This window comes from Streptomyces sp. NPDC006265, from assembly GCF_040613555.1.
In the GTDB taxonomy this organism is placed as follows: domain Bacteria; phylum Actinomycetota; class Actinomycetes; order Streptomycetales; family Streptomycetaceae; genus Streptomyces.
In genome coordinates this window covers 1-16,830 of the sequence record NZ_JBEXSH010000091.1, presented here as the reverse complement: position 1 = coordinate 16,830, position 16,830 = coordinate 1, and the positions used below count along the sequence as shown (strand labels likewise).

Sequence of the window (16,830 nt, the reverse complement as noted above, 5' to 3'; positions counted from 1 at the left end):
CACCCCGGGGTGGGGTGGGTGCTGGGTGGGGGGGGTGGGGGGGCCCCCCCGAGCGGGCCCCCGCCCCGGGTTCCTCGGACTCAGTGGTCGTACGACATCGCTGACCTCCTCTCGGCCGGGTGGCGCCGTGCCGGCATCACCAGAGCGTCCTGGCCGTCGATCACGCCGGCAGCCACGGGCACCGTCGGGACAGCGGGCCGCCCGCACCGACACGAGCGGCCCACCCCGCCTCCTCGGGTGAATGGCTCCGGAACCCGACGACCACGCTCAGTCGGGAACCGAAGCCGCCGTTGACCAACACCCGGTTGGAGAACCCGAGTTCGAGGCGGACGATGTTCAGTCAAGCGCCGGGTGCGGACCCTGGGGAGAGGGAAGGATGTAGTCCTGCGTAGGCCCGCGTAGTCCAGGGTTGGGGTGAACGGGATGACGAGTAAGCCGCACGCTCAGACCATCGCGGACCTGATCCGCGCGGCTTGCAGGGAACGCGGCTGGGGCCCCACTGACCTGGCCCGAGCCGTCGGCCGGGATGAAGGCAGCGGCCCCGGCCGCATAGACCGCCAGTACGCCCGCAAATGGATGACCGGCGACCGGACGCCCGGCTTCTGGTGGCCCCACGTCGCCCGCGTCCTCGATCTCGACCCCGACCTGGCGAAGATCCGTCAATCCCGCGCCCCCGCACCGGCTCACGCCGATACCGTGGCCTCAGTCATTGAGTTGGGAAGGAACGACCTCGACGTGGACCGCCGGAACTTCCTCACCGCGTCCAGCGGCTACGCCCTCGCCGCACTCGGCCTGCCCGACCCCGAAAGCATCACCCGACGCGTCACCAGCACGACGCCAAGCGCCGTGCGCGTCGGCCGCGGCGAGGTCGAAGCCATCAAGGTCATGGTCAGAACCCTCGGAGACTCCGCCTCCGAGCTCGGCGGCGGTCACGCCCGCCACCTCGCCGTGCGCTACCTCACCGAAGACGTGGCCCCCTGGCTGAACGGCAAATACACCGAAGCCACGGGTAAGGAACTGTTCGCAGCCACCTCCCAGCTCACGCACCTCGCAGGCTGGATGGCACAGGACGAGGGCGACACCGCCGAGCTCCAGGGCATCGCTCAGGGCTACTACGCTCACGCCTACCGGCTCGCCGACGAAGCCGGCGACCCTGAACTTGCCGGCACCGCCCTCCGCGGGCTCGCCGTGCAGTGCATCGATCTCGGCTACCGCGCCGAAGCCGTTCAGCTCAGCGAAGCCTGCGTCCACTACGGCCGAACTCTGCAGAACCCGCGCGCCGTGGCCTACTACAACGCAACCCTCGCCAACGCCGCCGCCCAGGACAACGACCGCACGCTCGCCACCCAGCACCTCGCCCTCGCCGAGACCGCCATCGGCAAGCCCTCAACCGGCACTGGCGACTCGTGGGCCGCCCACTACTCGCCCGGCCGCTGGGCCCACGAAACCGGGATGATCCACACCCGCCTCGGCGACCTCACCGCCGCCGAAGAACACCTACGCCTTGCCCTCGAAATCCACGGCCTCGACCGCCGCCGCACCCGTGCCATCGTCCTGGCCGACCTCGGCGGCGTCCGCCTACGCCAAGGCAACGTGGATGGCGCCATGTCCACCTGGGCTGACTTCCTTGACTGCGCCGATGGCGTCCGCTCCGTCAAGGTCCGCTCCGCCATCCAGGACATGCGTGTACGTCTCCGTCGCTTCCCGAACTTGCCCCAAGCCCAAGAGCTGAGGACACGGGCGGCAGCCCCCGCGTAAGCCTGTCTCCGAGCGTCATGGAGTCGACAACCCTCCTGTTCACCCTCGGACTTGGAGCTCGCGTCGGTACGGTGGCTCATCATGAAGGCGTTCACGTTTCAGCAGGGCAAAGACTTGTGGGAAGCCGGGCGTACGCCGTCCTTGCTCCACGCCTACGCCACCGTCGATCTCGGCCACAATCCGGAGCTCGCCGAGCTCATTCGCGGCGTCCGCAACGCGACGAAGGACGACCCCCTGACCCACGTCGGCGACGAGTGGTTCCACATCACGCTGTACCAGCTGAGTTCACGAGCTGCCCGCGATGTCCCGGAAGCCGAACGGCAGGCTCTCGCGGCCGAGTTGGCCAAGCAGATGCACTCCATCGCCCCGTTCACCATCACCGCTGGAAGTCCTCTGGCGTACCCCACCGGGATTCTTTTTGACCTTGGACCGGACGAGCCGCTGAACGCTCTGCGCACTGCCGCCACCCGGGCCTTCGAGCTCATTTACGGGCCCGACGCGACGACGTATGAGTCCGGAGTGATCCACCTAACTGAGTCGTACGCCACGGCCGAGGTGCCCTTGGATCACTTCCACCAGATCCACCGCCGTCTGCGCCGCGTCCGACCAAGCCACGCACCGCTCCGCGTGGACTCCATCGAGTTGGTCGACGTCACGGCCAGCTCAGAGAAGAAGACGATCACTTGGGAGCCCGTCGCCCCTCTGATCCCGCTCGAGATGTGATGCCGAACTCATCGGGAAGAGCTTGGAGTGCTCGAATGCGACACCGGGGCGCGGCATCCCACACGACAGACACCGCTCGGTCGGCCACGCAGAAAGCGACACGACCTGCAGGGGACACGGCCTGTGCCGCGACTTCGACCGGAGTGATCGCCGACATCCATCCCGACGAGCCCCTCAACGACCTCCACACCACCGTCCGCGCCGCGATCCAGACGGTGTGCGGGTCCAACGCCACGGGCTACCCCACCAAGGTCCCGTACGTACCCGCGGTGTCCGGCGAACGCCCCGGAGGTGACCTTGAGGCGGTCGTGGGTGTGGTGGCCCTGGCTCTCGGTGATCATCTGACGTTGGACGACGCCTGCCGCCCAATGGATGCAGACCTCCAGAGTTATGCCAAGTGTCGGCAGCTGTCTCACCGGGTCCGCCCGGTGCAAACGTGCTGGTGAGGACACAGTTAGGTTCCTGGTTCTCTAGATGTCTCAGGGGAGCGCCATGGACTACTTCTTCACGTCGCGCGACAAGGTGCGCCGGCATTACGAACCGGTGGACCGCACCGCCCCCAGATGTGCCCAGGCCGGCCGGAGGTCGTCCCAAAGGTCGCGAGGGTTGGTCTCCTCCTCCCACCGGGAGGCGTTCTCGTACCGCAGCCGGGCCTCGGCCTTCTCCGCCGGTAGGTTCAACCGCCCTGCCTCGCGGGCGATCTTCTCGGCCGTGGGGGCAGGCAGATCGGCATCGTTCCAGGCCGCGAGCAGCCGCTCTGCGTGCGGGAGCAGCGGCGCGGCCGCGCTGACGTACAGCTCGGCCAGCTCCACCATCGGCGAGTCGGCGAGGCGCTCACGCCCGGCGGGCAGCAGCTCGTCCTGCACCATCGCGACGACCCGGGCCAGCGTGTGGAAGCTCTCGGTGTGCAGGCGCTGCCACCAGTCCGCCCCTTGCGGGAAGACGGGATCCGGCTCTTCTTCCACCTGCCGCATCCGCTGGAAGAACGTGCTGCCGAAGGCGACTTCGTCCGCGGTGGACTGCCACTGCTGGGGCATTCGGCCTGGCGCCGCCCGAACCCCGGGTGGAAGTTCGACACGGTCAGCCGATCGGCGCAACCAGCTCCTTCCCGCGGCTCCCCGCCCATAGGGTGGGTAGATCCGGGTGGGAGGACGGTGAAGATCCGGTGCGCCGACGGAAGTTGCTCGCGGGCCTGGCGGCCACGGCCGCCGCTCCACTGCTCGGGAGCGGAACCGCGCAGGCCAACGAAGCCCTGCTCGGCGAGCTGCTCGTCGCCCGGCTCCGGGATGCGATGCTCGGATTGGGTGCGGCGACGGACTCGCCGTCGTCCGAGGCGCTCTCCAGTAACTTCGCCCGCGCGCTCGCCGACTTCGACGCCTGCCGCTACGCGTCCCTCGCCGTGCGCCTGCCCCGCCTCATCCGCGCCGGCCACGCGCTTTCCACCAACGACGAGGCCACGGAGCACTACGCCCTCCTGGCCAAGAGCTACCTGCTGGCCACCCGCATGCTCGTGAAGATGGACGAGCAGCAGCTCGGCTGGATGGCCGCCGACCGTGCGCGGCAGCTCGCCGAGGCAGGTGGAGACGTCCTTGTGGTCGCCGAATCCGCCCGTCAGTTGGCCGTGCTCGCCAGGAAGGCGGGATGGCATGACCAGGCGTTGTCGATCGCGCTCTCCGCCGCCGATCACCCGGATCTGCGAGGCGTCGGACGAGCCGGCACCGCGGTACGCGGGCTCCTGGTGCAGAGCGCGTCGTACACCCTTGCATGCCGAGGCGACCGGGACGGGATGCGCGAGCTGACCGACGAAGCCGCCGCCATCGCCAAGGAACTCGGCGGCGCCACCCTGCTGCGCGAGCACGGCGGCGGGTTCAGCCCCCTCACCGTGCGACTCCACAGAATCAGCGCCGAAAACCACGCAGGCGATCCCCGGGCCGCGCTCGACGCAGCCCGCGCAATCTCGCTGAAGGCGCTGCCCAGCGTCGAACGCCGCTCCCGCGCCCTGGGCGACATCGCCATCACCTACGATGGCCTCGGCCGCCGCAGCGACTGCGTCCGTACCCTTCTCGCTGCCGAGCGATGCGCTCCACAGGAGACCCACGCCCGTCCGGCGACGAAGTCGCTGATCTCCAGCCTGCTGGTCTCAGGACCCACCTCGACGGAACTGCGCGGCCTCGCCGAACGCAGCGGCGTTCTCGTCTGAGGAGCGATGCACCGCGGCGGCGCCGGATGCCCGGCGGCGCCGGGATCCCGCTTCGCACAGGGGCGGCTATGTGTCCTGCGGCTCGAGGTCGTCCGCCCGAACGATCACGCGCTCGCCGTGCGGTCCTGGAGCCTCCACCCTGATCTCGCCGTCGACGGTCGGCACCACCGCTCGACGTACCCCGTAGTCCTCGCCAGGAACCACGAGGTCAACCTCGTAGCCCGGCGGCGGCCCCGCCACCACCGTGCGGTGCTCGTCGTCCATCAACCAAGCTGCACGGACGACTTCCCCTTCGCGCCCCTCATCCTCGCCACGAACCACCCGGACCCGTGCCCGCGGGGGCAAGCCCGCCGGCCGCTCAGCAGCAAGTGCGTCCTGCGCGGCTGCTCCGGCCCAGTGCGTGACCACATCGACCGCGGGCTCGGAGGAACCACGCGCGATCCCTCGCGGCATCCCATCGCTATTGGCCAGAGCGGGCACGTTCGGCCAGCGACGGATCAACCAGGCCCACTCGGAGGCCGCCGCCGTCGGCTGAGCGTGTTCGGCCGACAGTCCCAGCTCATCGGCGAGTTCGTGCACCATCGCGGGACCTTGGTCGAGATGCCACAGCACACTGCCGACGTCGACATCCGCAATGGGCCGACACCGCCGCTTGGACAGACCCGCGAGCACCACAGCGAGCATCCCGCGAATTGCCCGCCCGTCCCAACTGTCCGCCGACTGATGCCCCAGGCTCGCGATCTGGTCAGCGCGTTCGACCGACTGCTCCCACTCCAACGGACGCCCTTCCGTCATGCCGCGAGCCCCCAGGTCTCGAACGAATAGCGCTTACCGGCGACTCGCGAGACATCCAAGGGTGCGAGCCGTCGTTCGCTGCCGATGCCGGGATAGCCGTACTGGTGAGACAGGAGGGGCCGTGAGACACCCGAACTGTTCCTAACCAGGGCGGGGTCGGGCAGGCCGTTGCCGATGCCTCGGCTCATGCCGCCCCACCGGGGCTCCGGTGCGTCCGGCACCCAGCCGTCCCCGGAGCCGTGCGAGAGGGCGGCCTGGACGAAGGCCGACTTCACGGGGGCATTCGGGTCCCCGGTCCGGGTCAGCCACCGCCAGCACTCGGCCACCGGGTCGCCGGGCGCCGCAGTGCGGGCCAGGTCATGGCCGGCGCGAGGCAGGACGGTGGTGACCAGCTCGGCGACCCGCACGTCGTCGCGCAGCTGCCACAGCACCGACGGCCAGCCGATCGCGTCGACCGGCTGGTGCTCACGCAGGTGCAGGGCGTAGAGGACCATGGCGACGATGGAGCGCATGGCCACGTCGTCCCAGCACTGCTCGTCCATCCCGCCGGGCCGGCCGGCCGCGGTGGCGTCGGTGGCGCGCCGTACGGCCTCGTCCCACGCTTCGGGGTCCGGTGAGCGAGGGGGCATGGGCTGGCTCCTGCTGGTCGGTCGGGGCGTGGGCTGGAAAGCGGACTGTCCGAACCTACCGCTGCACTTGGTGAGTTCGTGGCGGACTGTGGCCGGATTGGAGAAGATGTCCTAGCAGCCGCGCGGAGAAAAGCGGGCCGACGAGACGTGCCGCTGGGGCTCCGTGCTCGTGGTGAATCGACGAGGAGCCTCATGAGTGGCGTGCACGTGACACCGTCGGGCGGTCGGCCGGGCGGCGTCCTGTTCCGCATTGACGCCCGCGTCAGTGCTGGCACCGGACCAGGATCGGTGTTGACCGTGCACCTGAGCCGGCATGATCCACGGCCGCAACCCGAGCCTGACGACACACTGCTCACCCAATTCCTGACGGCCGTCGACTCCGGCTCAACCGCGTACTCCCGCGGATTGCAGACGTCAGCGGCCGTCGCATCCCGAGTCTGCGAGGACGAGCCGCCTGACCTCGTCGTGGACAGGCTCATGTCGACATTGTGCGCGGCGACGGTCGCCGGAGCCCTGATCGACGACCAGACCTGTCGCGTGGGGCTGAGGTCCACGTCCGAGCAATTGGACAACCGGGACGGCATGCTGCTGACCATGACCAGCGAGACGACCGATGCGCCCGTCGAGTTGTTCCCCGCGCTTCTGTACTGCTGGCGCTCGTGGTGGCGTCAGCAGGCCAAGGCGCTACAGGACGGGCCTCATACGCCCTCGCCTCCCAGGCGCGGTGACCCGGACGCGTACGCCGGCGACATCGCCTCGTACATCGAGCAGGCCATGGACTTCCGTCGCAGGCACCCTCCAGTTCCTCTCAGGATGCCGTTGCCACCCGAGCGTCTCGACCTGATCGAGGACGGCCGGCACTTCACCGTCCGGCTGGCCGGCGTCGAGCCCACCACCTGGCCCGATCCGCCCTCCCGGGACCGTAGTGACTTCTTCGGCGACGGCCTGGACGGCCTGGACATGTGACGGGGCGGACCGGAAGCCGCTGGAGTGCCCGAACGCCTCTTGGTTCTACGGCGGTTGAAGTGGGTGGACCAGCGAGGGAGAATGCGTTCCGTCACGGCTTCGTTCGGTGTCGTGTCCAGATGGTGGGTCGAGGGCGGGGATGGCATCAGGTGAGTTGTGGCCGCATCAGGCCGAAGCGGTGGAAGCGATCACTCGGGCCATCGGCAGCGGCGGTCGAACGACCCTGATCGCCGCATGCGGGACGGGCAAGACCCGGATCGGCCGTGCCGCAGTGGCTCGTCTGGACACGGTCCGGCGGGTGCTGGTCGTGCTGCCTACGATCGAGCTGCTGGTCCAGACCCTGCGCGCCTACCGCGACGCCGGCGATGGCCCGCTGGGCACGGTGGTCGCGCTCTGTTCGGATCCCAGCGTCGCGGAACTGGAGCTGCTGCACGGCGAACCGGACGTCCTCGTCACCACCGCCTCCGAGGTGCTCGCGGAGTGCGTCCGCGGTGAGGAATGCGCCACCGTGCTGTCGACCTACGCCTCCCTGCCCGTGCTCGCCGACGCGCACAGCCGCCACGGTCTCCCCGACTGGGACCAGGTCGTCATCGACGAGGCTCACCGGACCACCGGACGGGCAGACGGCCCGTGGAAGGCTGTGCACCGTGACGAGCTGGTGCCGGCCCGGCGGCGCCTCTACATGACGGCCACCCCCCGGATCTCGGACCACGGCGGAGAGTCCGTATCGATGCAGGACACCACAATCTTTGGGCAGGTGTCCTACCGGCTGCCGTTCTCCAAGGCGATCGAGATGGGCCTGCTGGCCGACTACCGGGTCGTGGTCCCCGTCGTCACCGACGAGGAGGTGCACCGGCTGGCCGCCGACGAGACGCTGGCGGTGACCCTGGGCGGAGCCAAGCTCTCCCCGGGCATGCTCGCCGGGCAGATCGCGGTCCTGCGCGCCATGCGGGAGTTCGGGGCGCGCCGGGCGATCTCGTACCACCACCGGGTCGCCGAGGCGAAGAAGTGGGCGCAGACCCTGCCGGCGGCGGCAGCGCTGCTGCCGGGCAGTATCGACCTGTGGGCCGGGCACGTCTCCGGGATGCAGGCCCCGCACCTGCGCCGCCGAGTCATCGAACGGCTGGCCGACCCCGACGGGGACATGGTCATGGTCTCCAACGCCAAGGTCCTCGCCGAGGGCGTGGATGTCCCCGCGGTCGACGCCGTCGTGTTCACCCGCCCCCGCGACTCTGCGGTGGACACCGTCCAGGCAGTCGGGCGGGCGCTGCGCACCGGCGGACGCAGCGAAAAGGTGGCCACCATCGTGGTGCCGCTGCTCTTGTCGGCCGGAGAGAGCCCTGAGGCCGCGCTGGAGGGCAGCGCGTGGGAGCCGGTGTGGCAGGTGATCCGGGCCCTGCGCGATCACGACGACCGGCTGGAGGAATACCTGCGCATCAAACGCGCCGAACTCGGTGAGGGCCGCCTGTTCGAGGGCGGACCGCGGGAGGCGAGGCTGCCGCCCTGGCTGCACGTCCTCGGCGTCGACATGCCGGCGGACTTCGCCCAGGCCATCACCATCCGCGCGCTGCGCGCGAGTTCGCCGAGCTGGGACGAGTACTTCGGCGCCGCGCGGGCCTACGCCTACCTGCACGGGCACGCCAACACGCCGGGAAAGTGGGTCAGCCCCGGCGGCCTGAGGGTCGGCCAGTGGATCCTCGACCAGCGCAAGGCGCGGCGGGAGGGGCGGCTGAGCCGCGAGCGCGAGGACGCGCTGCAGACTCTGCACATCGTGTGGAACGTCATCGACGACGTCTGGGCCACGGCACTGGGGCACGCACAGAAGTTCCACGCGCAGCACGGCCACCTCAATGTGCGCCAGGACGAACGCACCGAGGACGGCTACGGGCTCGGCCAGTGGATCGGCTGGCAGCGTATGGCCTACCGGCAGGGCAAACTGCCCGACGAGCGGATCGCCGCTCTGGACCAGCTGGGCATGATATGGGACAAGGCCCTGACCGCTTGGCAGCGCAACTACACCGAGGCCCAGCAATACTTCGCCGAGCACGGCGACCTTCTCGTTCCGAACTCCCACACCACGCCATCTGGGTGCAGCCTGGGGTCCTGGGTCGGCCGGCAGCGCGAACACCACGAGGCCGGCAAGCTGTCCGCCGAACAGATCGTGCTGCTGGATGCGATCGGGATGGCCTGGCGGCCGTTGGACGAAGCGTGGCAGCAGGCGTACCAGTACGCCTGTGCGTACCGGGAGCGCCACGGCCACCTCGATGTCCCCAGCGCGTACGTCGGCTCCGATGCGTTCCGGCTGGGCACCTGGATCGGCAACCAGCGAAAGGCCCGCCGCGAGGACCGGCTGAGCGCGGACAAGATCCGCGCGTTGGAGGATCTGGGCATCGTCTGGGACCCGCTGGAGGCGAAGTGGGAACGGGGCCTTGCTGAGGCCCGTAGTTACAAGGACAGATACAAGGACCTGCGTGTCCACGCCAAGTACGAGTCCCCGTCCGGATACAAGCTCGGCGGCTGGATCGCTGACCAGCGAAAGGCGCGGGCACAAGGCCGGCTGGCCCAGCACCGAGTCGAGAAGCTCGACGCCATAGGCATGGCGTGGGCCGTGCCCGATGACACCTGGAAGGTCGCCTACCGGGACCTGCGCTCCTATCGCGAGGAAAACGGACACCTGGACCTTCCCCAGGACTTCATCTCGACATCGGGCATCAACCTCTACTCGTGGGCAGCGACCCAGCGGACCGTACGGGCTAGCGGGAAACTCTCCGAGGAGCGCCAGCGGCTTCTCGACGGTATCGATTTCCCGTGGGATCTCGAACGCGATCGCTGGATGCGCCGCTACCACGAGGTGTCCGCCGCGATGGGGGAGGCCAAGAGCCCGCGTAGCCTGCCCGCGGGTTCACCCGAGCGGGTCTGGCTCGACAATCAGGCCGTGGGCTACCGCAAGAACCGTCTGGATCCCGAGCGCCGGGAACTCCTTGAGGCCCTAGGAGTAACGGCCGACCAGCTCTGGACCATATGGCGGAGTGCCTACGACGAGCTCGTCGCCTTCCACAAAGAGGAAGGTCATTTCCAGGTGCCTGCTGAATACCGGACCATTGATGGAACATTTCTGGCAGCGTGGAAGAACGTCCAGCGGACTCAGCGGAACCAGGGGAAACTGCCCCAGGAGAGGATCAGGCTTCTCGACAAAATCGGCTTCCCATGGGACCCCTATGCTGAGCACTGGGACAACCGGTACAACGAGGCGGTCGCTTTCAAGGAGCGCAACGGCCATCTCCGGCCTCCGCGCGGATCCAGGCTCGACAAGTGGCTGGTGCGCCAACACCGCAATCACGAACGCGGAATTCTCAACCGTACCCATCTCGGCCTACTCGACCGGCTCGACGCCCAGTGGTTCGCGGCGGCCACCGACACCGGTGCCCCGAGTCCCGAACAGTGGGGTGGCTACCGGAGGGAATCGACGCTGACGGACAGCGCGTGACCGGTGGGAAGCAAGGCGCGGTAGCGGCGGCCCGGCCGGTGCCCGACCGAGTCGGTGTCGGGAACCAAGCCTTCCAACAAGCTCTGCGCGGCGTCATCCGCGGTGACGATGGCGTGCACCGCGTGCGCCCGGCTGCGGTCTTTGACCACCAGCTCGTCCATGTGCTGCTGTCGCCTCGGCGCCCATGCGATCAGTGACCGCAGCAGGTCCGCGGTCTCACGGGTCGTCGTCGTGCGGATCGGCAGGTCGGGCATTCCGGACAGCTGCGGGGCAGCATTCGTGACGGCGACGATGAGGGTATTCGCCCACCGTCCACGGACCGAGGCTCCGTACCGGCCCCTCAGGACTTCCCCGACCTTGGGCACCGCCCCGATCCGGGTGGCGATCTGGTCGACCGCCAGGCGCTGGTCAGCCAGCTCCAGCTGATGCGGAGTGGCGACGATGACGTATGGGCCGTCGTCCGGATCGTGGGCGAAGGTGATCTCAAGCGGCGGCAGCAGCCCGACGTCGTCCAAGAGCCGAGCCACATCACCGAGTTGCCGCATCAGATCCCGCATGTGGCATAGCATGCCGCAACCGCTGCTGACTGCCCCTGCGCGGGCTCGGCCCTCAGACCCGCAGAGCACACGGCAGGGGTTCCCACATCACACCTTGTGCCCACCGCGCGCCGGCGGGCGGCTCGCAGAGTCGGTCCCGGAGCGGGCAACAGAATCGAAGGCAACGCGGCCTGTGTCCGTCGGCGCGCTCCGACGGACACAGGGGCCGACCAGCGTCAGCTCACACGGCCTCCCCCCAGATGCAGCTCGTGGACACGGGTGAACGTGTACGTGTTGCGATCGGGTTCCTGCCGCTCCCACACCAGCCACAGGGTGGAGATGGTGGCCGAGGTGCGGATTCCGGGACGAATACTCTTGCCGATCTCCGAGGCGAACTGGTCTGACCGTGCGGCCAGTTCGGGCGTATCACTGTCCTGTGCCCCGTACCCGCACGACATGTGGCACCAGTAGTGCTTCTCGGCCTTCGGGAGGACCATTCCGGCCGCGAGCAGTCCTTCGCGGACGCGCCGGTTAAGGCCCGCCAGTCCGTCCTCCGGCCAGATCTCCACGATGCCCGCGGAGCCGGATGCACGGGCCGGGCCGATCTGGATCTCGAAGGGGTCCACGTCATCGAGCTGTCTCTGCACCGCGACGGCGGCAGCCGCGAGCTGCGCGTCGTCCACGCGGACCCCGGAGGTGTTGAGCTGCCGGACGGACTGGATCGTCATGTGCAGGTCCTCGTCCGCGATCGGCGTGATCACGTCCGGGAACCGGGCGACGATCTCGCGCAGCCGGCCGAAGTAGTCGAGGACCTGCGGGTCGTCCTGCGGCAGCCACAGCACGTGCGGCTTGACCCAGTCCTCCTCCGGACCGGCCTCACTGCCCCACAGTCGATTCGGGCCCATGAAGCGCCGCATCACCGCTCCTCGCTGATCTTGGAGGGGTCGAAGTCCACGTAGACCGGTAGATGGTCGGAGGCTTCCTCGGCGGCGGCACTGCGGTGAGCCTGATAGCCGGTCAGCGCGGGCGCGACGGAGCGGCTGGCCAGGATCAGGTCAATACGCCTCGGCCCCCACGGATCGGGATCGCCGCGGCCGTCCTCCCAGTGCCCGACTGTCGGCTCCCATGGAGCACCGAGATGAGCGGCGGCATCGACCATGTACCCCTTGCGCAGCAGCGCCTCGGTCGCCCGCCGGTCCGCCAGCTGCGTCGTGCCGATCGTGCCGTCCTGCACCTGGAACTCGAGGTCGTCATGGCGCATATCGACATAGGGCTCGGCATCGTAGTACCGGCGACCGCCCTGCCCGTCGTCAACGTCCGCGGCCGAGATCGAGTTGAAGTCCCCCACACAGAACCCGGGCTGGACGCCACCTGTCGTACGAAAGGTGCCCTTCAGCCGGAGTGCCTCGTTGTACCGGAAGTCGGGGCGGAAGGGGTCGCCGTGATAGCTGGCCACGAGGATCGGCTCCCTGGCGCCGACGTCGAAGCGGGCCGTGGTGCAGCCGTGCCAGTAGTCCGGCGCGCCGAAGGGACGGTAGGAGCCCTCGACCAGGTTCACGGTGTCGGGGTTCCACATCAGAGCTGTCCACCACGGCCGGTGCCAGTTCGCGGCCATGGCAGTGCCGTGCGGGTGACCGTCGCTCACGCCCACGGTGGCGGTCAGGCCGCACTCCTCGGCCATGTCCTGGATAAGCGCGGCGGCTTCGCCTTCCCAGGAATCGCGGCTGGTGGTGTTCTCGCCGATGACGACTTCCTGCAGGGCCAGGATGTCCGGTGCGATCTCCTGGATGGCGGTGGCCCGGGCGTTCCAGGAGCTGGTGCCTCGTGTGGCGGGAGTGAGCTTGTACGCGTTGAGATTGGCAAGACGTATGGTCCGCACGTTCCCCTCCTTGTCGTGGGCTGATGGTGTTGAGCCAGGCGCCGGATGCGCCCGGCCAGGGTGATTGGTCGGTGTGTGGCTCACGGCCGGCCCCACCCCGGAATCCGGGAAGTTCTTACAGTCCCGTGGCCGGAAGCTCGGTGATCGGCGTCAGAACATCGAGTTCGGTGACAGGCTGGCGGCCGGCTCGGGGGAGGCCGAGCTGCTGGCGGGCCTCGTGGACGGCGGCGAGCTGGTCGGCGGCCGCCGGGCCCCAGTCGAAGAGTTCCGTGGCCTGTTCCGGGGTGGCCAGGACGCGGGTGTAGGTGTGGCCGGTGGCCGGATCCGGCCGTGCGGGGCCGACGCTGGTGAGTGCCGCGGCGTAGCGCAGGTAGCCGCGCCGTCCCGCAGGATCGGTGACGTGTCCCAGGAGCAGCGGATTCTCGAACTGGGCTGCTGCCTCCTCGTCGGATTCGCGACGCAGGGTGGCTACTGGGTCGCCCTGGTCCTGTTCCTCAGGTGTTCCGCCGGGCAAGATGGCGATGCCGGTGTGGGGTTCGAGGAGGACGAGGACGCGGCCGTCGGGTGCGAACAGCCACGCCCACGCCTGGGTGACGGTGAGGTTGCGCGGGGCCGGGCCGTGGTGCCAGGGGTAGCGGTAGGTCGGGCGGGCCGTCTGCAGGACGGCAAGGCGGTCGAGAACGGTGGCGGCGAGGGGGAGGCCGTTTTCCAGGAGTACTGTGCCGGCCGCATTGATCCGGGCTCGCAGCGCGGACAGGGCGCGGCGGGCATCGGTCGGAGAGAGCAGCTCGGGCAGTCGTGCGGGCTCGGCGAACTCGATTCCGGTGATCTCGCTCGGCGGCAGTCGGATCTCGCCGATCCGGTCCTCGTCCCACACGCCGCCGTCGAAGACGTAGAGAATTTCGCCGGGAAACCGCATAGCGGCGGGCGCACCGGTGCTGTCGGCGGCGATCCAGTCGACGGCCAGGCACTGGTCGACGGTGGCGGTGACTCCGAGCTCTTCCACGAGTTCACGGGCTGCTGCGTGCGCGGGGGACTCGTTCTTGTCGACGGCGCCACCGGCCAAGAGACATGTGTCGCGGTAGTCGACGTGCTGGACCAGGACCTGGCCGACGTGGTTGGTGATCAGCACGGACGTGCCGACCCACAGGGCGGCCGAGGCGCGCAGCACGCCGTACGCCTCGTCGCTCATCGTGGTGCCGGGCAGTTCACCGGGAACGGATGTGGTCGTCATGGCTCTCCGAGTCAGAAGGGGCCGGTTCGGCCGAGGGAAAGGGCGGGGCGGTCGGCCGCCGACGGGCGGTGAGCCGATGGGGCGCACCGGTGAAGGGGGACGGGCCTGAGCCGGGGGTACCGCTGCGGTCGTCGAGATTGCAGCCGGTCACCATGACCACGTCGGAGTCGTCAGCGATGGGAATCGGGTGGCTCCCGCAGTGGGGACGGAAACCGTGCCGGAGGGTGGGGTCGGTGAATCTGGCAGTAAGGAGGTCTCAGAACGCCGTGCGGACGTCGCTGCGGGGGTCTCCCCCAGGGGTCCGCTCGTCGTAGAGTCCGGCTCGGGCAGAGCGCCGCCACGGGCGGGCGTAACGAATGGCCACGTTGATGTCTTCGTCCTGCGAGTCGAGGTCGATGTCCGCGACCGCGAGGGCGGGATGTCCGTTCGCGGGACAGCGCGCCAGCCAGCGGCCGCCGGGCGCCACGATCCCGGACGGCGCCGTGGCGCTGTACTGGGCTGGGATGGAGTAGCCGAGCCAGTAGGTATAGAGCGTTCCGTACGCCTGAGCGACACGGGCTCGGTGCGCGTCGTCGACCATCACCGACAGCAGGACGCAGTCGACGTCCAGGCGTTCGTACTCGGCGAAGATTTCCGGGAAGTTGGCCTCGACGCACAGCGCGAAGCCGAACTTGATGCTGTCGACCTCGATGACGAGCGGCTGATGTCCGGGGGAGTACAGGTAGGACACCTCGGTGTGCGAAAGGAATCGTTTGTCGTACCGTGCGACCAGCCGGCCGCGGTCGGAGACGATGTAGAGGCTGTTGTGCGGTCGGTTCGGCGGTGTGAGGGGGTGGAGCGATCCGAACACCGTCCACAAGCCGAGCTTTCCAGCCAGCGCGGTGATCGACTCCGCTTCCTCGCCAATCACATCCCACGCGGCACGGCTCCAGTCGGCCGGCACCAGCTCACCGGCCGGGCCCGTCGCCACCACGTGCTTGCTCGGGTAGGTGATCGCCCCCTCGGGAAACTGCACCAGCCGCGCACCTGCCTCGGCGGCCTCGACCATCAGGGCCCGGATCTGCTGCCCGGCCGCCTGCAGTGCTCCTCGATCAGCGGGGTCCTCCGGCACCGTGCTCTGTGCGACCGCCAGCCGCAGTGTCCGGGCCCCACGGGAATGTTCCTCGGGTGCAGAAGTGGTAGCCATCTCTCTCCGATCGGTGAGTGCTTGCTCGTGGGCGGTGAAGGGGTGGTCGGCGCGGGGCGGGGTGTCAGATGCTCAGCTGGGACGGGTCGCCCTTTGTGGGACCGGGGGTGAGGCGGGTGAAGTACTCGGTCGCGATGATCTTGTTTCGGATCTCTTGCGGCAGGCGGGCGAGGATCCCGGGTAGCGGCCGTTCACGAGCGACCTCGCCGCGGTGCGCGAGGATGGCGGCCCACTTCTTTACCAGGTACGGGGTGACGTCGACGGCCGTGGTGGCGTACGCGTCCGGCACCGCGAGCACGTCTTTGCCGACGGCCTCCAGAAGCGGCCCGAGCTCGCCGACACCGGACTCGGGGTGCGTGGCGCAGTACACGGCACGCGGTTGCCAGGGCTCACCGGCCTCGGGGTGAAGGTGCGGGAGCCCCGCGTCCTGAGCGGCGAGGAGAGCGGCCTGGTGGGCGCGGCGGTGGTCCGGGTGACCGGTCAGCTGGCCCAGGGCGTCGTGCGTGACCAAGATGTCGGGGCGGAACGAGCGGATCTGCTGGACCAGGGCGGCGACCACCTCGTCGAACGGTGCGTCGACGAGCCGGGGACGGCCCGGAGCCGCCTGCGAGTTGCGGGCATCGCCGTATCCGAGCATGCGCGGTGCGCTCGCGCCGAGCGCCCGCAAGGCGTCGGCGAGTTCGGGAGCCCGCGGGCTGTCGGGCGCCCACGTCATGGTGACGACAGCGGTGCGCGCATGCGCGGCGGCGTGCTGAGCGAGGACACCGCCGGCGAGGAGGCTCTCGTCGTCGGGATGGGCGAACACGCCGAGCAGGGACGGCCAAGCGGAGGACGCCGACTTCTCGGAGATCAGCTCGTCGGAGTCAGGCATGCTGTCCCCCTGCGATCGAGAGACTCAGTGCGTCGGCTGGGATCCGGCCCGGCCACTGGAAGACAAGCCGTGCGCTGGGCTTGTCGAGGACATCGCCGGGCGGCAGCTGGTCGTCGGGCGTTGCGGCCGGGTGGACGGTCATCGGCGGATAGCCGCTCTCGCGCACCTCGCGATCCCAGACGCGTACACACTCGGTGAAGCGCTCCGCCACCTCTTCGGCTGCTGGGCCGTAGGCGTGGATGAAGAACTCCGTGATGCGGTCGGCCGGCTCCGGGGCATCTTTGACCTTCCGGTAGGTCAAGTAGGCAAGCGAACCGTTCGTCAGGATCGCGGCCGCGTCCTGCTGCTCCACGAGCGTGGACCCCTCCGGTGCGGTCAGGCGGCAGAACCCCGCCAGCGTGGTCGCGGCATAGACCTGCAAGGTCTCGAAGTTGAAGATCCCCCGGACGACGAGGCCGGTGGAACACTCATGCCGGGGCCGACGCAGCGCCTCGTCGAGACCGGCAGTGTCGCCGGGCGTCCCGTCCTCCCACCGAACCGTGACGTCGCCGTCGGCCAGCCGTACC

15 protein-coding genes and 1 pseudogene are annotated in these 16,830 nt (G+C 69.2%); 6 read left to right on the top strand and 10 right to left on the bottom strand.

Annotated elements, in window-relative coordinates; genetic code table 11:
- Nucleotides 1-423 precede the first annotated feature (423 nt).
- The 3 genes from ABZ281_RS10835 to ABZ281_RS10825 all read left to right on the top strand — a co-directional run bounded on the left by ABZ281_RS10835 (nt 424) and on the right by ABZ281_RS10825 (nt 2,927).
- Nucleotides 424-1,758 (top strand): tetratricopeptide repeat protein, encoded by a 1,335-nt coding sequence (locus ABZ281_RS10835; RefSeq protein WP_356654181.1) that lies wholly within the window; start codon nt 424-426, stop codon nt 1,756-1,758.
- An 81-nt stretch (nt 1,759-1,839) separates the two neighbouring features.
- Nucleotides 1,840-2,481, top strand: coding sequence for a hypothetical protein (locus ABZ281_RS10830; RefSeq protein ID WP_356654179.1), 642 nt, complete (start codon nt 1,840-1,842; stop codon nt 2,479-2,481).
- Nucleotides 2,482-2,624: 143 nt separating this feature from the next.
- A complete protein-coding gene (locus ABZ281_RS10825) occupies nt 2,625-2,927 on the top strand; it encodes a hypothetical protein (protein ID WP_356654177.1) in 303 nt (100 codons plus the stop codon).
- A gap of 87 nt (nt 2,928-3,014) precedes the next feature.
- On the opposite strand, the gene ABZ281_RS10820 is transcribed toward ABZ281_RS10825, so the two are convergent.
- Nucleotides 3,015-3,518: a hypothetical protein gene (locus ABZ281_RS10820; RefSeq protein ID WP_356654175.1), complete on the bottom strand. Its 504-nt coding sequence runs from the start codon at nt 3,516-3,518 to the stop codon at nt 3,015-3,017.
- Between the two features lie 128 nt (nt 3,519-3,646).
- Between ABZ281_RS10820 and ABZ281_RS10815 the strand changes: the two genes are divergently transcribed.
- Nucleotides 3,647-4,681 (top strand): XRE family transcriptional regulator, encoded by a 1,035-nt coding sequence (locus ABZ281_RS10815; RefSeq protein ID WP_356654173.1) that lies wholly within the window; start codon nt 3,647-3,649, stop codon nt 4,679-4,681.
- Nucleotides 4,682-4,747: 66 nt separating this feature from the next.
- On the opposite strand, the gene ABZ281_RS10810 is transcribed toward ABZ281_RS10815, so the two are convergent.
- Together ABZ281_RS10810 and ABZ281_RS10805 are read right to left on the bottom strand one after the other, a co-directional pair.
- On the bottom strand, nt 4,748-5,458 hold the full coding sequence (locus ABZ281_RS10810; RefSeq protein ID WP_356654171.1) for a hypothetical protein: 711 nt from the start codon (nt 5,456-5,458) through the stop codon (nt 4,748-4,750).
- Nucleotides 5,459-5,472: 14 nt separating this feature from the next.
- Nucleotides 5,473-6,105, bottom strand: coding sequence for a hypothetical protein (locus ABZ281_RS10805; protein WP_356654169.1), 633 nt, complete (start codon nt 6,103-6,105; stop codon nt 5,473-5,475).
- 477 nt (nt 6,106-6,582) lie between these two features.
- Between ABZ281_RS10805 and ABZ281_RS10800 the strand changes: the two genes are divergently transcribed.
- Both ABZ281_RS10800 and ABZ281_RS10795 read left to right on the top strand, forming a co-directional pair.
- Entirely contained in the window at nt 6,583-7,071 is a 489-nt protein-coding gene (locus tag ABZ281_RS10800; RefSeq protein WP_356654167.1) for a hypothetical protein, read from the top strand.
- Nucleotides 7,072-7,210: 139 nt separating this feature from the next.
- A complete protein-coding gene (locus ABZ281_RS10795) occupies nt 7,211-10,558 on the top strand; it encodes a Helicase associated domain protein (protein ID WP_356654165.1) in 3,348 nt (1,115 codons plus the stop codon).
- Here the strand turns inward: ABZ281_RS10795 and ABZ281_RS10790 are convergent.
- The 7 genes and pseudogenes from ABZ281_RS10790 to ABZ281_RS10760 form a co-directional block, all read right to left on the bottom strand.
- Nucleotides 10,522-11,115, bottom strand: a complete 594-nt coding sequence (locus ABZ281_RS10790) for a hypothetical protein (RefSeq protein WP_356654163.1) — start codon at nt 11,113-11,115, stop codon at nt 10,522-10,524. The genes ABZ281_RS10795 and ABZ281_RS10790 overlap by 37 nt on opposite strands.
- Nucleotides 11,116-11,330: 215 nt before the next feature.
- Complete coding sequence (locus tag ABZ281_RS10785) at nt 11,331-12,011, bottom strand: 2'-5' RNA ligase family protein (RefSeq protein WP_356654161.1); 681 nt, start codon at nt 12,009-12,011, stop codon at nt 11,331-11,333.
- Nucleotides 12,011-12,973: an endonuclease/exonuclease/phosphatase family protein gene (locus ABZ281_RS10780; RefSeq protein WP_356654159.1), complete on the bottom strand. Its 963-nt coding sequence runs from the start codon at nt 12,971-12,973 to the stop codon at nt 12,011-12,013. The genes ABZ281_RS10785 and ABZ281_RS10780 overlap by 1 nt, the downstream gene beginning before the upstream one ends.
- Nucleotides 12,974-13,088: 115 nt before the next feature.
- A complete protein-coding gene (locus tag ABZ281_RS10775) occupies nt 13,089-14,207 on the bottom strand; it encodes an NUDIX hydrolase (RefSeq protein ID WP_356654157.1) in 1,119 nt (372 codons plus the stop codon).
- 256 nt (nt 14,208-14,463) lie between these two features.
- Complete coding sequence (locus ABZ281_RS10770; protein WP_356654155.1) at nt 14,464-15,393, bottom strand: carbon-nitrogen hydrolase family protein; 930 nt, start codon at nt 15,391-15,393, stop codon at nt 14,464-14,466.
- Nucleotides 15,394-15,457: 64 nt separating this feature from the next.
- On the bottom strand, nt 15,458-16,264 hold the full coding sequence (locus tag ABZ281_RS10765; protein ID WP_356654153.1) for a PIG-L deacetylase family protein: 807 nt from the start codon (nt 16,262-16,264) through the stop codon (nt 15,458-15,460).
- Nucleotides 16,257-16,830 (bottom strand): annotated as a pseudogene (locus ABZ281_RS10760) (methyltransferase, FxLD system); the annotation flags it as partial. The pseudogene ABZ281_RS10760 and the gene ABZ281_RS10765, both read right to left, overlap by 8 nt.

Coding starts and splice junctions, on each gene's coding strand:
- ABZ281_RS10785 (WP_356654161.1), bottom strand. CDS start 12,011: ATGCGGCGCTTCATGGGCCCGAATCGACTGTGGGGCAGTGAGGCCGGT.
- ABZ281_RS10805 (WP_356654169.1), bottom strand. CDS start 6,105: ATGCCCCCTCGCTCACCGGACCCCGAAGCGTGGGACGAGGCCGTACGG.
- ABZ281_RS10770 (WP_356654155.1), bottom strand. CDS start 15,393: ATGGCTACCACTTCTGCACCCGAGGAACATTCCCGTGGGGCCCGGACA.
- ABZ281_RS10765 (WP_356654153.1), bottom strand. CDS start 16,264: ATGCCTGACTCCGACGAGCTGATCTCCGAGAAGTCGGCGTCCTCCGCT.
- ABZ281_RS10835 (WP_356654181.1), top strand. CDS start 424: ATGACGAGTAAGCCGCACGCTCAGACCATCGCGGACCTGATCCGCGCG.
- ABZ281_RS10790 (WP_356654163.1), bottom strand. CDS start 11,115: ATGCGGGATCTGATGCGGCAACTCGGTGATGTGGCTCGGCTCTTGGAC.
- ABZ281_RS10820 (WP_356654175.1), bottom strand. CDS start 3,518: ATGCCCCAGCAGTGGCAGTCCACCGCGGACGAAGTCGCCTTCGGCAGC.
- ABZ281_RS10795 (WP_356654165.1), top strand. CDS start 7,211: ATGGCATCAGGTGAGTTGTGGCCGCATCAGGCCGAAGCGGTGGAAGCG.
- ABZ281_RS10775 (WP_356654157.1), bottom strand. CDS start 14,207: ATGACGACCACATCCGTTCCCGGTGAACTGCCCGGCACCACGATGAGC.
- ABZ281_RS10830 (WP_356654179.1), top strand. CDS start 1,840: ATGAAGGCGTTCACGTTTCAGCAGGGCAAAGACTTGTGGGAAGCCGGG.
- ABZ281_RS10800 (WP_356654167.1), top strand. CDS start 6,583: ATGTCGACATTGTGCGCGGCGACGGTCGCCGGAGCCCTGATCGACGAC.